This window comes from Burkholderia cepacia GG4, assembly GCF_000292915.1.
GTDB lineage: Bacteria > Pseudomonadota > Gammaproteobacteria > Burkholderiales > Burkholderiaceae > Burkholderia > Burkholderia cepacia_D.
This window is the reverse complement of the sequence record NC_018513.1, coordinates 246479-260358: the sequence shown is the minus strand read 5'-3', so window position 1 is coordinate 260358 and position 13880 is coordinate 246479. Positions and strand designations below refer to the sequence as shown.

Sequence of the window (13880 nt, the reverse complement as noted above, 5' to 3'; positions counted from 1 at the left end):
GACGATGTCCGTCCAGACCGCCGCCCCCGCTCATGCCGGACCCGCCGCGCACCGCAACGATCCGTTGCTTGCGCGCGCGTGGGACGTGCTCGAAGCCGTGCCCGATCCTGAAATCCCGGTCGTGTCGATCCGCGAACTGGGCATCCTGCGCGACGTCCGTCGCGCGGACGACGGCCTGCTCGAAGTCGTGATCACGCCGACCTACTCCGGCTGCCCGGCGATGTCGCAGATCGCCGAGGACATCGCCGCCGCACTGCAGGCCGCCGACCTGCCGCCGCACCGGATCGAGACGGTGCTCGCGCCCGCGTGGACGACCGACTGGATCACGCAGGAGGCCCGCGACAAGCTGCGCGCGTACGGCATCGCGCCGCCGGTCGGCCAGTGCGGCAGCGCCGCGCCGCGGGAAAACGTCGTGCGTTTCGTACCGCGGCCCGTCGCGGCGCCGGTTTGCCCGCGCTGCGGCTCGGCCCGCACCGAGCGTCTCGCGCAATTCGCGTCCACGGCCTGCAAGGCGCTGTATCGCTGCGTCGACTGCCGGGAACCCTTCGACTACTTCAAACCCTATTGATCATGGCGACCCCGCAATTTCACCCGCTGCGTATCCGCGACGTGCGGCCCGAGACCGCCGACGCCGTTACCGTCTCGTTCGACGTGCCGCCCGAACTGCGCGACGCGTACCGCTTCACGCAAGGCCAGTTCGTCACGCTGAAGACCCACATCGACGGCGAAGAGACGCGCCGCTCGTACTCGATCTGTGTCGGCACGACCGACTACGACCGCGACGGCGAACTGCGCATCGGCATCAAGCGCGTGCGCGGCGGCCGCTTCTCGAACTTCGCGTTCGATTCGCTGAAACCGGGCCACACGATCGACGTGATGACGCCGGACGGCCGCTTCTTCACGCACCTGAACGCCGATCACGGCAAACAGTACGTCGCGTTTTCCGGCGGCTCAGGCATCACGCCGGTGCTGGCGATCGTGAAGACGACGCTCGAACTCGAACCGCGCAGCACGTTCACGCTGATCTACGGCAACCGCAGCGTCGACGCGATCATGTTCGCGGAGGAGCTGGAGGACCTGAAAAACCGCTACATGAACCGCTTCGTCCTGTATCACGTGCTGTCGGACGACCTGCAGGACGTCGAGTTGTTCAACGGCGTGCTCGACCAGGCGAAATGCGCGGAATTCCTCGCCACGCTGACGCCGGCCGATGCCATCGACGAAGCGTTCATCTGCGGCCCCGGACCGATGATGGACGCGGCCGAAGCCGCATTGAAGGCAGCCGGCGTGCCGCCGGCCAAGGTACATGTCGAACGCTTCGGCACGCCGCTGCCGCAGGCCGGCGCGCCCGTCGTCGAAATCACCGACCAGACGCCGGCCGCCGACCTCGAAATCGTGCTCGACGGCAAGAAGCGCAAGCTGCGCCTGCCGTACGAAGGCGTCAGCCTGCTCGACGTCGGCCTGCGCGCGGGCCTCGCGCTGCCGTATGCGTGCAAGGGCGGCGTGTGCTGCACCTGTCGCGCGAAGGTGGTCGAAGGCGAAGTCCGGATGGAAAAGAACTACACGCTCGAGGAACACGAAGTGCAGGACGGCTTCGTGCTCACGTGCCAGTGCCACCCGATCAGCGACAAGGTCGTCGTAAGCTTCGACGAGCGTTGAGCGACTTCGCACCGGCACGCCGCACCGGTTTCTCGTCGTCACACATCTCGCTTACACTAGGGGCCGCCGGCCGGCTGGACGTCGCAACGTCCGCCCGGCCGGCGGTTTTCTTTTGTTGATGACAGGCCGATGAGTACCATTCACGTGATTCAGGGCGGCTCCGCCGCCGCGTCGCTGCGCGAGGCCCTCGCGCAAGCCGGACGCGACGAGCGCGTCGTCGGATTGCTCGACGATCTCGCGGTCGGGCCGCTGAAGGGCGTCGACGAGACGCCCGAGACGCGCGCCACCTTCTGGCAGCGCGTGCTCGGCGACCAGATTCCCGACTGGAACGCGGAAATCGAAGGCGAGTTCGCCCGCCTCGACCAGCTCGCGATGGATACGGGGCAGGTGGTCGTCTGGCATGCGCCAAGCGTCGGCGACAAGCTGCTGCTGCGCCGCGTCGCCTATCACCTGCGCAACGTGCCGCAGCGCCTGAACGAGGTGCGGCTGTCGGCCGCCGACCTCGACGCGCCGCAGCGCGCGGCGCTGACCCGCACCGACCAGGCATGCTCGACCGGGATGTTCTCGCCTGCGGCGCTGAGCCGGAAACGGCCGGTGGCCGCGCCGATCTCGGTGCTGCGCATCGGCCGCCTCGCGCTCGAATGGCAGGAGGCGAAGCACCTGAATGCCGAGTTGCGCTACTGGGTCAGCAATACGATCAAGAGCGGCCATTACGCGGACCTCGACGCGCTGATCGTCGCGCACGCGGAAACCGGCTGGCTGCCCGCGCGGCACGTCGTCGGCAGCATCATGGCCGGCGCCGACCGCGGCGGGCTGTTCGTCAGCGACTCGATCGCCTGGTGGCGCTGCCGCGAACTCGCGGCGGCCGGCCGGCTCGAGCTGCAGGACGACGCACCGGCCGCCCTCTCTTCCACGCAGGTGCGCGCCGCGGCCGCGCCTCGCTAACGCTACTCTTTCGCATTCGACCATGGCCCGTACCCGAGCGCCCGACCACGAATCCCAGCGCGAGCAGATCCTCGATCTCGCCGCCGAGAAATTCGCGCAGACGAGCTATCCGAGCACGTCGATGTCCGATCTCGCGACCGCGAGCGGCACGTCGAAGGCACGTCTTTATCACTATTACGAGAGCAAGGAAGCGATCCTGTTCGATCTGCTCGACCGCTACACGAAGCGCTTGATGCTGATCATCGCCGAGGTCGAGGGTGCGAGCCAGCGGCGCGGCCTGAGCGAGCGCGACGCGTTCGCGGAACTCGTGCGCGCGTTTCTCGCCGAGTACGAGACGTCGCACAGCCGCCATGTCGCATTGCTCAACGACGTGAAGTACCTCGAGGATGCGCAGCGCGAAATCGTGCTCGATCGCCAGCGCGACATCGTCGCGGCATTCGCACGCCAGCTCGCGCGCGCGTATCCGGACCGGATCTCGAAGGAAAACCAGACGTCGGTCACGATGATGGTGTTCGGGATGATCAACTGGACGTTCACGTGGCTCAAGCCGGGCGGCCGCCTCGGCTACCGCGACTTCGCCGAGCAGGTGATCGACCTGATGGAACGCGGACTGTCGCCCGGCGCGTGATTGCCGCGCAGCAGCATGCACTGCACGGCGGGCACACTGAGACAGCCTGCCACACGTTTCATATGATGAATTTTAAATTCGTTTAAAATCAAATAAGTAGCTTATGAACTAAGCGGATTTAGAATTCACCCTCAAGACAACATACGGGTTTTCCCCAATCCTTCGGCCTCGACTCGGGTAAAATGCTGCTGCATCGCACAACCCGTTGTGCGGCTACCGACTGAGGAACCCACGATGAACACGCAATTCAACCGCCGTGCCGATGTTGTCGGCAACGCCGGTACTGCGCCGGTTCTCGTCAGGGAACTGGCTTCCAAAGACCGTGAGCAAATGCTCACTCACTTTCTCTCGCTCGACGAAGAGGACCGCCTGCTGCGCTTCGGCCAGATGGTGCCCGACCACGTGATCGAGAACTATGTCCGCACGATCGACTTCGGCCGCGACACCGTGTTCGGCGTGTTCGACCACGCGCTTGAACTGATCGGCGTCGGCCACTTGGCCTACCTGCCCGCCGACGGCGACAAGCGCACGGCCGAGTTCGGCGTGTCGGTGCTCGAAAGCGCCCGCGGCCGCGGCGTCGGCTCGAAGCTGTTCGAGCGCGCGGCGATCCGCAGCCGCAACACGCGTGTGACGATGCTGTACATGCATTGCCTGTCGCGCAACGCGACGATGATGCACATCGCGAAGAAGTCCGGGATGCGGATCGAGTACGCGTACGGCGAAGCCGACGCGTATCTGTCGCTGCCGCCGGCCGACCATTCGACGATCCTCGCCGAGATGCTGCAGGAGCAGGCCGCGGTGTTCGACTACGCGCTCAAGCGCCAGGCGCACCGCACGTCGAAGTTCATCGAATCGCTGATGCCCGCCGCGCTGACGGCGTGACGTCGGCCAACCGGGCTGCCCCGCGGGGCGCCCGGTCTTCTGTCCTTTCCCGCCTCGCGATCGTCGCGCGTTAGCGCACCGACCGGATCGGCAACGCCGTCGTCTCCTTGAAGCATTCGAGCGAGAAGCTCGTCTTCACGTCGATCACCGACGGATGGTGCAACAAATGCTCCTGCACGAAGCGGGAGAAGTGCGCCATGTCCTCGACCTGCACGCGCAGCAGGTAATCCATGTCGCCCGTCATCGCGTGGCACGCGACCACCTCCGGCCAGGTCTGCACGGCCGCGCGGAACAGTTCCGCGTGGGTCGCGCCCGCGCGCGCCGACGTCTCGTCGGCGCGGACCGGCGCCAGGCCGCCGCGCTTCTCGAGCCGCACGCTCACGTATGCGAGCAGATCGAGCCCGAGCTTCTGCGGATCCAGCAGCGCGACGTAGCCGGTGATCACGCCGATCTCCTCGAGCCGCCGGATCCGCCGCAGGCACGGGCTCGGCGACAAGTTCACACGCTCGGCGATCTCCTGGTTCGACAGGCGCCCGTTCTCCTGAAGAATCGCGAGAATGCGCCGGTCGATGGCGTCCAATTCGGCTTGCGCCATTTTCTGCCCTCCGATGTTTAATTCGAGACTGGAAATTGCGCCATCGTAGGCACGGACAATCAAGTTCGCAAGTTAACGCTCCGCCCTGCCCGCTACACTTTGTCGCATGTACCGATTCATTGCGCGCGCCGCGGCGCGCGTCACCTTCGACATGGAACCGGCCGGGGCCCCCGCATCGCCCAGGCCGCTCGGAAAGGACACAGGAGACACGGCATGCAGATCCCCAACTGGGACAACCCCGTCGGCACCGACGGCTTCGAATTCATCGAATACACCGCACCGGATCCGAAAGCGCTCGGACAACTGTTCGAACGGATGGGTTTCACCGCGATCGCGCGCCACCGCCACAAGGACGTGACGGTCTACCGTCAGGGCGACATCAACTTCATCATCAACGCCGAACCCGATTCGTTCGCGCAGCGCTTCGCACGCCTGCACGGCCCGTCGATCTGCGCGATCGCGTTCCGCGTGCAGGACGCCGCGAAGGCATACAAGCATGCGCTGGAACTCGGCGCGTGGGGCTTCGACAACAAGACCGGCCCGATGGAGCTGAACATCCCGGCGATCAAGGGCATCGGCGATTCGCTGATCTACTTCGTCGACCGCTGGCGCGGCAAGAACGGCGCGCAGCCGGGCGCGATCGGCGACATCAGCATCTACGACGTCGACTTCGAGCCGATCGCCGGCGCGATCCCGAACCCGGTCGGCCACGGCCTCACCTATATCGACCACCTGACGCACAACGTGCATCGCGGCCGCATGCAGGAATGGGCCGAGTTCTACGAGCGCCTGTTCAACTTCCGTGAAGTGCGCTACTTCGACATCGAAGGCAAGGTAACGGGCGTGAAGTCGAAGGCGATGACGTCGCCGTGCGGCAAGATCCGGATCCCGATCAACGAGGAAGGCTCGGACACGGCCGGCCAGATCCAGGAATACCTCGACGCGTACCACGGCGAAGGCATCCAGCACATCGCGCTCGGCACGAACGACATCTACGGTGCGGTCGACGGCCTGCGCGGCAAGGAAGTGAAGCTGCTCGACACGATCGACACGTATTACGAGCTGGTCGACCGGCGCGTGCCGAACCACGGCGAATCGCTGGACGAGTTGAAGAAGCGCAAGATCCTGATCGACGGTGCACGCGACGACCTGCTGCTGCAGATCTTCACCGAAAACCAGATCGGCCCGATCTTCTTCGAGATCATCCAGCGCAAGGGCAACCAGGGCTTCGGCGAAGGCAACTTCAAGGCGCTGTTCGAATCGATCGAGCTCGACCAGATCCGCCGCGGCGTGGTCCAGGACAAGGCCTGACGCGTCCGGCGGCGCGGCGCCCGGCAGACCGGGCGCGCGCGAACCGGCGGCACAAAGAAAAAGGGCGGGAATCGTGAGATTCCCGCCCTTTTGACGTTCCGGCGCGGCCCGGCGGCCGCGCGAACGGATCAACGCACGTTCGCCTTCGACACGACGGCGCGCTCGGCCGTCGGCTGTGCGTCGGCGTCCTGCGCCGGCGCGATCTGACGCATCTGCGCGCCGGCTGCCGCCAGTGCGCTCGCGCCTCGCGCGTGCACCGGGCCGGTCATCGCGAAAAACGCGGCGGACACGATCAGGAAACTCTGGATATGACGTGTGTTCATTGCACCTCCTTTAAAACTGCCGGCGCCTCCCCGGGTGCGTCGAAACGGGCCGACGCGGCCGGGCACCTCCGGCAGGCCGACAAGATTAACGGCATTTGTATGAGGATGGGGCCGGCTTTACATGCCTTTACATGATGTAACGCATCCCCACGCGTCATTTCGTCGACGCAGCGCGGCACGCCGGCCGGTGGTCGGCGGGTTTATCCCAGTGCTACCATCAGTTAAAACCGGCCAATATGCCGGCCACTGCCGATACGTTCACAAGACGTCGACGCAATTGAAGCTTTGGTGATCCCAAACTGGGTGGAGGAGACAGTTCAATGAATGCCCCGCTAGACGCAGGCCAACGCGCGTCGCTTGAAGCCGCGCTGAAGTCCGTCACGCTTGACGACAAATACACGCTCGAACGCGGCCGCGCATATATGAGCGGCATCCAGGCGCTCGTGCGCCTGCCGATGCTCCAGCAGGAGCGCGACCGCGCCGCCGGCCTCAATACGGCCGGCTTCATCTCCGGGTATCGCGGTTCGCCGCTCGGTGGCCTCGACCTGTCGCTGTGGAAGGCCAAGCAGCACCTCGCGGCCCACCAGATCGTGTTCCAGCCCGGTCTCAACGAAGATCTCGCCGCCACCGCCGTGTGGGGCTCGCAGCAGGTGAACCTGTACCCCGGCGCGAAGCACGACGGCGTGTTCGGCATGTGGTACGGCAAGGGCCCGGGCGTCGACCGCACCGGCGACGTATTCAAGCATGCGAACTCGGCCGGCTCGTCGAAGCACGGCGGCGTGCTCGTGCTGGCCGGCGACGACCACGCGGCGAAATCCTCGACGCTCGCGCACCAGTCCGAACACATCTTCAAGGCCTGCGGGCTGCCGGTGCTGTTCCCGTCGAACGTGCAGGAATATCTCGACTTCGGCCTGCACGGCTGGGCGATGAGCCGCTATTCGGGCCTGTGGGTCGCGCTCAAGTGCGTGACGGACGTGGTCGAATCGGCGGCGTCGGTCGACATCGACCCGCATCGCACCGAGATCGTGCTGCCGACTGACTTCATCGTGCCGGACGGCGGCCTGAACATCCGCTGGCCCGACCCGCCGCTCGTGCAGGAAGCACGGCTGCTCGACTACAAGTGGTACGCGGCGCTCGCCTACGTGCGCGCGAACAAGCTCGACCGGATCGAGATCGACTCGCCGCACGCGCGCTTCGGGATCATGACCGGCGGCAAGGCGTACCTCGACGTGCGCCAGGCGCTGACCGACCTCGGCCTCGACGACGAAACCTGCGCGCGGATCGGCATCCGCCTGTACAAGGTCGGCTGCGTGTGGCCGCTCGAAGCGCAGGGCGCGCAGGCGTTCGCGCGTGGCCTCGACGAAATTCTCGTCGTCGAGGAAAAGCGCCAGATCCTCGAATACGCGATCAAGGAAGAGCTGTACAACTGGCCCGACGGGCAGCGCCCGCGCGTGTTCGGCAAGTTCGACGAGAAGGACGGCGCCGGCGGCGAATGGTCGGTGCCGATGGGCAACTGGCTGCTGCCCGCGCACTACGAACTGTCGCCCGCGATCATCGCGAAGGCAATCGCAACGCGTCTGGAGAAGTTCGAGCTGCCGTCCGACGTGCGCGCGCGCATCGCCGCGCGGCTCGCGGTGATCAGCGCGAAGGAAATGGCGCTCGCGAAGCCGCACGTGCAGACCGAGCGCAAGCCGTGGTTCTGCTCGGGCTGCCCGCACAACACGTCGACCAACGTGCCGGAAGGCTCGCGCGCGATCGCCGGCATCGGCTGCCACTACATGACCGTGTGGATGGACCGCAGCACGAGCACCTTCAGCCAGATGGGCGGCGAAGGCGTGCCGTGGATCGGCCAGGCGCCGTTCACCGACGAGAAGCACGTGTTCGCGAACCTCGGCGACGGCACCTATTTCCACTCGGGCCTGCTGGCGGTGCGCGCAGCGATCTCGTCGAAGGCGAACATCACCTACAAGATCCTCTACAACGACGCTGTCGCGATGACGGGCGGCCAGCCGGTCGACGGTGTGCTGACGGTGCCGCAGATCACGCACCAGCTCGCGTCCGAAGGTGCGAAGAAGATCGTGATCGTCACCGACGAACCGGAGAAGTACGACGGCCAGAAGGCGCTGCTCGCGCCGGATGTGACGATCCATCACCGCGACCAGCTCGACGACGTGCAGCGCGAGCTGCGCGAGATCGAAGGCACGACGATCCTGATCTACGACCAGACCTGCGCGACCGAGAAGCGCCGCCGCCGCAAGCGCGGCACGTATCCGGATCCGGCGAAGCGCGTGGTGATCAACGACGCGGTGTGCGAAGGCTGTGGCGACTGCTCGGTGCAGTCGAACTGCCTGTCGGTCGAGCCGCTGGAAACCGAATTCGGCACGAAGCGCCAGATCAACCAGTCGAGCTGCAACAAGGACTTCTCGTGCGTGAAGGGCTTCTGCCCGAGCTTCGTCACGGTCGAGGGCGGCCAGTTGAAGAAGCCGAAGGCCGTGTCGGTCGACGGCAGCGCATTGCCGCCGATTCCGGAGCCGACGCTGCCGGCGATCGAGCGTGCGTACGGCGTGCTCGTCACCGGCGTCGGCGGCACGGGCGTCGTCACGATCGGCGCGCTGCTCGGGATGGCCGCGCACCTGGAGAACAAGGGCGTGACCGTGCTCGACGTCACGGGCCTCGCGCAGAAAGGCGGCGCCGTGATGAGCCACGTGCAGATATCGCACGCGCCGACCGACATTCATGCGACGCGGATCGCGATGGGCGAAGCCGACCTCGTGATCGGCTGCGACGCGATCGTCACGGCTGGCGACGAATGCACGTCGCGGATGCGGCACGACACGACCCGCGTGGTCGTCAACAGCGCGCAGACGCCGACGGCCGAGTTCATCAAGAACCCGAACTGGGCGTTCCCGGGCCTGTCCGCGGAAAACGACATCCGCGCGGCGGCAGGCGAAGCCGTCGATTTCATCGATGCGAACCGCTTCGCGGTCGCGCTGCTCGGCGACGCGATCTACACCAACCCGTTCGTGCTCGGCTACGCATGGCAGAAGGGCTGGCTGCCGCTGACGCTTGCATCGCTCGAACGCGCGATCGAGCTGAACGCGGTGTCGGTGGAGAAGAACCGTGCGGCATTCGACTGGGGCCGCCGCGCCGCGCATGACCTCGCAAGCGTGAAGCAGGCCGCGGCCGGCGACGCGCGCCCCGCGCAGGGCGCGACGGTGATCGCGCTGCACACGAAGAAGGCGGTCGATGCACTGATCGCGAAGCGCGTGGACTTCCTCACCGCGTACCAGAACGCCGCATACGCATCGCGCTATGCGGCATTCGTCGACAAGGTGCGCACGGCCGAACGCGCGCTGGCGGACGGCGACGCCGTACAGGAGCCGCTGACCGAAGCGGTCGCGCGCAACCTGTTCAAGCTGATGGCGTACAAGGACGAATACGAGGTGGCACGGCTGCAGTCAGACCCCGCGTTCCTCGCGCGCCTGTCGTCGCAGTTCGAAGGCGACTGGAAACTGAAGTTCCACCTCGCGCCGCCGCTGTTCGCGAAAACGGACGCACACGGCCATCTCGTGAAGAAGGCGTACGGCCCGTGGATGTTGTCGGCGTTCCGGCTGCTTGCGAAGGCGAAGTTCCTGCGCGGCACGGGGCTCGACCCGTTCGGCCGCACCGAGGAGCGCCGCACCGAGCGCGCACTGATCGGCGAGTACGAAGCGCTGATCGGCGAGGTGCTGGTCAAGCTGAACGCGGCCAACCGCCCGCTCGCGCTCGAGCTCGCGGCGTTGCCGGACGGCATTCGCGGCTACGGCCACGTGAAGGAGAACAACCTGCGCGCGGTTCGCCAGAAGTGGAACACGCTGCTCACGCAGTGGCGTTCGCCGACGGGTGGCCATTCCCGCCAGCAGGTCGCGTAACGGCGCGCAGCGGGCGTTCGCGGTCCGGACGCCCGCCTGCACCGCCGGCGGGTCACGAAAAAACTCGCAAAAAAAACGCCACGGAATGCAGGTTCCGTGGCGTTTTTCATTGCGCCGCGCGTGCTGCGCGGCGCACGCAGATGCAAACTTACTTCGTGTTCGCGTTCGCGGCGGCCACCGCCGTCATGTTGATGATCCGGCGCACGGTTGCAGCCGGCGTCAGGATGTGGACCGGCTTCGCCGCGCCGAGCAGGAACGGGCCGACCGTCACGCCTTCGCCGCCGACCATCTTCAGCAGGTTGTACGCGATGTTCGCCGCTTCGACGTTCGGCATGATCAGCAGGTTCGCTTCGCCCGACAGCGTCGTGCCCGGGAACGCGGCCTTGCGGACCGCTTCGGACAACGCCGCGTCGCCGTGCATTTCGCCGTCGACTTCGAGGTTCGGCGCACGCTCGCTGATCAGCTGGCGGGCCTCGGCCATCCGGCGCGACGACGCCGACGGCGCGCTGCCGAAGTTCGAGTTCGACAGCAGCGCGGCCTTCGGCGCGATGCCGAAGCGCTCGATTTCGGCGGCAGCCTGGATCGTCATGTCGGCGAGCTGTTCCGCGCTCGGCACTTCGTTCACGTACGTGTCGCACAGGAACAGGTTGCGGCCCGGCAGCATCAGCAGGTTCATCGCGGCGTAGTGCTCGGCGCCCTGCGCACGGCCCAGCACTTGCTCGATGAACTTCAGGTGCGTGTGGTACGTGTCGATCATCCCGCAGATCATCCCGTCCGCATCGCCCAGGTGCACGAGCATCGCGCCGATCAGCGTGTTGAACTTGCGCAGCGCGGCCTTCGCGACTTCCGGCGTGACGCCGTCACGCGCGCCGATCTCGTGGTACGCCTGCCAATAGCGGTGGTAGCGGGTGTCGTCTTCCGGATTCACGATCTCGAAATCGATGCCGGCCTTCAGCTTCGAGCCGATCTTCTGCAGGCGCATCTCGACGACCGACGGACGGCCGACGATGATCGGCTTCGCGATCTTTTCCTGCAGCACGAACTGCGCGGCGCGCAGCACGCGTTCGTCCTCGCCCTCGGCGAACACGATGCGCGCCTGCTTCTTCTTCGCGGTCGCGAACACCGGACGCATCACCATGCCGGTGCGGTAGACGGTCGCGCCGAGCTGCTCGCGGTACGCGTCCATGTCCTCGATCGGGCGCGTCGCGACGCCCGAATCCATCGCAGCCTGTGCGACGGCCGGCGCGATCTTGATGATCAGGCGCGGGTCGAACGGCTTCGGAATCAGGTAGTCCGGCCCGAACTCGAGCGAATGGCCTTCATACGCCTTCGCGACTTCTTCGCTCTGGTCGGTTTCCTCGGCCAGCTCGGCGATCGCGCGCACGCACGCGAGCTTCATTTCTTCCGTGATCGTCGTCGCGCCGACGTCGAGTGCGCCGCGGAAGATGAACGGGAAGCACAGCACGTTGTTGACCTGGTTCGGGTAGTCCGAACGGCCGGTCGCGACGATCGCATCCGGGCGCACGGCCTTCGCGTCTTCCGGGCGGATTTCCGGTTCCGGGTTCGCAAGCGCCAGGATCAGCGGGCGGTCGCCCATCGTCTTGACCATGTCCTGCTTCAGCACGCCCGCGCTCGAGCAGCCGAGGAACACGTCCGCGCCGACGATCGCGTCGCCAAGCGTGCGCGCGTCGGTGGTCGCCGCATAACGCTGCTTCGACGGGTCGAGGTTGCCGCGCCCTTCGTAGATCACGCCCTTCGAATCGGCGACGAGGATGTTCGCCTTCGTCAGGCCGAGGTTCACGAGCAGGTCCAGACACGCGATCGCCGCGGCGCCCGCGCCCGAACACACGAGCTTCACTTCCGACAGCTTCTTGCCGACGACCTTCAGGCCGTTCAGGATCGCAGCCGACGCGATGATCGCGGTGCCGTGCTGGTCGTCGTGGAAAACGGGGATCTTCATGCGCTCGCGCAGCTTCTGCTCGATGTAGAAGCATTCCGGCGCCTTGATGTCCTCGAGGTTGATGCCGCCGAGCGTCGGCTCGAGCATCGCGATCGCCTCGACGAGCTTGTCGGGGTCGGACTCCGACAGTTCGATGTCGAACACGTCGATGCCCGCGAACTTCTTGAACAGGCAGCCCTTGCCTTCCATCACCGGCTTCGCAGCCAGCGGGCCGATGTTGCCGAGGCCCAGCACGGCCGTGCCGTTCGTGATGACGCCGACGAGGTTGCCGCGCGACGTGTACTTCTGCGCGTCGAGCGGATCGGCGTGGATCGCCTCGCACGCCGCCGCGACGCCCGGCGAATACGCGAGCGACAGATCGAGCTGGTTCGACAGCGGCTTGGTCGGGGTGACCGAAATCTTGCCGGGTTTCGGGTTCAGGTGATAAGCGAGAGCGGCCTGCTTCAGTTGTTCGTCCATGATTGACCTGCGAGAGACATGCGAAATTTTGACGGTTCAGTACACAGCACCTTGGGCCGCGTCTGCTTGGATCGAGGGGATGGTCGACTGCGAGACGGCACGCAGCGCGCCGGGTCGGCACGCCATCGAACCTTGGCGGGTGGCAAGAGGAAAGTACAAAGTACTGAACGATTTCTAAGGGTCGCCTAGTGTACACCCCCTAAATGACGTCCGTTGGTGCGGCGCCGCATCCTTGGCATCAGCATCGGGCTGATCGCACCCCGTTTGTTTCGCCGGTGGTGAGCGGCGCGCCGAACCCGCGCGAATTCCGCCGAAAACCGCCCTGAATCGGGTAAAATAGCCGGCTACGCGCGCAGCGATGCGATTGGCCCTCCGATCGCGCCCCGGCCCCTCGGGCAGGTTCCCCTTGCTGCGCCACCGGGCCCGCGCCCGCTCTTCGCTCATCACCCAAGGAATGCCCATGACAGGCTACGATCGTCAGTCGATCTCGGATACGACCGCCAAAATCCTGCTCGAAGTGCAGGCGGTGCACTTCAACGCCGAAAAACCGTTCATCTTCACGTCCGGCTGGGCAAGCCCCGTCTACATCGACTGCCGCAAGCTGATCTCGTATCCGCGCGTGCGTCGTGCGCTGATGGAAATGGCGGAAACGACGATCATGCGCGACGTCGGCTTCGAGCAGATCGACTCGGTGGCGGGCGGCGAGACGGCCGGTATCCCGTTCGCGGCATGGCTCGCGGACCGCATGATGGTGCCGATGCAGTACGTGCGCAAGAAGCCGAAGGGTTTCGGCCGCAATGCGCAGATCGAAGGCCATCTGGAAGAAGGCTCGCGCGTGCTGCTGGTGGAAGACCTGACGACCGACAGCCGCAGCAAGATCAACTTCGTCAACGCGTTGCGCACCGCGGGCGCGACGGTGAACCACTGCTTCGTGCTGTTCCACTACAACATCTTCAAGGAAAGCGTGTCGGTCCTGAAGGACATCGACGTCGACCTGCACGCGCTCGCGACCTGGTGGGACGTGCTGCGCGTCGCGAAGGCGTCGGGCTACTTCGAAACGAAGACGCTCGACGAAGTCGAGAAATTCCTGCACGCGCCGGCCGAATGGTCGGCCGCGCACGGCGGCGCGACGGCCCCCAAGGAATAAGGCCGCGCCGGCTCGCTGGCCGGCGCCCTGGCGCAGAAAACCGCTCGCTTCATCGCGAGC

The 13880-nt window shown here is 66.0% G+C and carries 11 protein-coding genes; 8 read left to right on the top strand and 3 right to left on the bottom strand.

Translation table 11 applies throughout. The features are described 5' to 3' along the window. Positions 1–4: 4 nt before the first annotated feature. From paaD to GEM_RS01145, 5 genes are all read left to right on the top strand, one after another. Positions 5–568 (top strand): 1,2-phenylacetyl-CoA epoxidase subunit PaaD, encoded by a 564-nt coding sequence (gene paaD, locus GEM_RS01165; protein WP_014895629.1) that lies wholly within the window; start codon positions 5–7, stop codon positions 566–568. A gap of 2 nt (positions 569–570) precedes the next feature. After that, positions 571–1659, top strand: coding sequence for a 1,2-phenylacetyl-CoA epoxidase subunit PaaE (paaE, locus tag GEM_RS01160; protein ID WP_014895628.1), 1089 nt, complete (start codon positions 571–573; stop codon positions 1657–1659). A 129-nt stretch (positions 1660–1788) separates the two neighbouring features. Beyond that, entirely contained in the window at positions 1789–2604 is an 816-nt protein-coding gene (locus GEM_RS01155) for a DUF1835 domain-containing protein (RefSeq protein ID WP_014895627.1), read from the top strand. Between the two features lie 22 nt (positions 2605–2626). Beyond that, a complete protein-coding gene (locus tag GEM_RS01150; protein WP_006757885.1) occupies positions 2627–3232 on the top strand; it encodes a TetR/AcrR family transcriptional regulator in 606 nt (201 codons plus the stop codon). Positions 3233–3466: 234 nt separating this feature from the next. After that, positions 3467–4114, top strand: coding sequence for a GNAT family N-acetyltransferase (locus GEM_RS01145; RefSeq protein ID WP_014895626.1), 648 nt, complete (start codon positions 3467–3469; stop codon positions 4112–4114). Positions 4115–4184: 70 nt separating this feature from the next. Here the strand turns inward: GEM_RS01145 and GEM_RS01140 are convergent, their stop codons facing one another. After that, positions 4185–4709 carry an Lrp/AsnC family transcriptional regulator gene (locus GEM_RS01140; protein WP_011655746.1) on the bottom strand — a complete coding sequence of 175 codons (525 nt, stop codon included), beginning with the start codon at positions 4707–4709 and terminating at the stop codon, positions 4185–4187. A 213-nt stretch (positions 4710–4922) separates the two neighbouring features. On the opposite strand from GEM_RS01140, the gene hppD reads away from it, so the two are divergent. After that, positions 4923–6020, top strand: coding sequence for a 4-hydroxyphenylpyruvate dioxygenase (hppD, locus tag GEM_RS01135; RefSeq protein WP_014895625.1), 1098 nt, complete (start codon positions 4923–4925; stop codon positions 6018–6020). Between the two features lie 128 nt (positions 6021–6148). Here the strand turns inward: hppD and GEM_RS01130 are convergent, their stop codons facing one another. Then, positions 6149–6343, bottom strand: coding sequence for a hypothetical protein (locus GEM_RS01130; RefSeq protein WP_014895624.1), 195 nt, complete (start codon positions 6341–6343; stop codon positions 6149–6151). 320 nt (positions 6344–6663) lie between these two features. Here GEM_RS01130 and GEM_RS01125 point away from each other — a divergent pair, with 320 nt between their 5' ends. Continuing rightward, a complete protein-coding gene (locus tag GEM_RS01125; protein WP_014895623.1) occupies positions 6664–10254 on the top strand; it encodes an indolepyruvate ferredoxin oxidoreductase family protein in 3591 nt (1196 codons plus the stop codon). A gap of 148 nt (positions 10255–10402) precedes the next feature. On the opposite strand, the gene GEM_RS01120 is transcribed toward GEM_RS01125, so the two are convergent. Further along, a complete protein-coding gene (locus GEM_RS01120) occupies positions 10403–12673 on the bottom strand; it encodes an NADP-dependent malic enzyme (protein WP_014895622.1) in 2271 nt (756 codons plus the stop codon). 460 nt (positions 12674–13133) lie between these two features. Between GEM_RS01120 and GEM_RS01115 the strand changes: the two genes are divergently transcribed. After that, positions 13134–13820 carry an orotate phosphoribosyltransferase gene (locus tag GEM_RS01115; protein WP_006752465.1) on the top strand — a complete coding sequence of 229 codons (687 nt, stop codon included), beginning with the start codon at positions 13134–13136 and terminating at the stop codon, positions 13818–13820. The last annotated feature ends 60 nt before the right edge of the window (positions 13821–13880 follow it).

Coding starts and splice junctions, on each gene's coding strand:
- GEM_RS01140 (WP_011655746.1), bottom strand. CDS start 4,709: ATGGCGCAAGCCGAATTGGACGCCATCGACCGGCGCATTCTCGCGATT.
- GEM_RS01130 (WP_014895624.1), bottom strand. CDS start 6,343: ATGAACACACGTCATATCCAGAGTTTCCTGATCGTGTCCGCCGCGTTT.
- GEM_RS01115 (WP_006752465.1), top strand. CDS start 13,134: ATGACAGGCTACGATCGTCAGTCGATCTCGGATACGACCGCCAAAATC.
- GEM_RS01120 (WP_014895622.1), bottom strand. CDS start 12,673: ATGGACGAACAACTGAAGCAGGCCGCTCTCGCTTATCACCTGAACCCG.
- GEM_RS01155 (WP_014895627.1), top strand. CDS start 1,789: ATGAGTACCATTCACGTGATTCAGGGCGGCTCCGCCGCCGCGTCGCTG.
- GEM_RS01125 (WP_014895623.1), top strand. CDS start 6,664: ATGAATGCCCCGCTAGACGCAGGCCAACGCGCGTCGCTTGAAGCCGCG.
- GEM_RS01145 (WP_014895626.1), top strand. CDS start 3,467: ATGAACACGCAATTCAACCGCCGTGCCGATGTTGTCGGCAACGCCGGT.
- GEM_RS01150 (WP_006757885.1), top strand. CDS start 2,627: ATGGCCCGTACCCGAGCGCCCGACCACGAATCCCAGCGCGAGCAGATC.
- paaE (WP_014895628.1), top strand. CDS start 571: ATGGCGACCCCGCAATTTCACCCGCTGCGTATCCGCGACGTGCGGCCC.
- paaD (WP_014895629.1), top strand. CDS start 5: ATGTCCGTCCAGACCGCCGCCCCCGCTCATGCCGGACCCGCCGCGCAC.
- hppD (WP_014895625.1), top strand. CDS start 4,923: ATGCAGATCCCCAACTGGGACAACCCCGTCGGCACCGACGGCTTCGAA.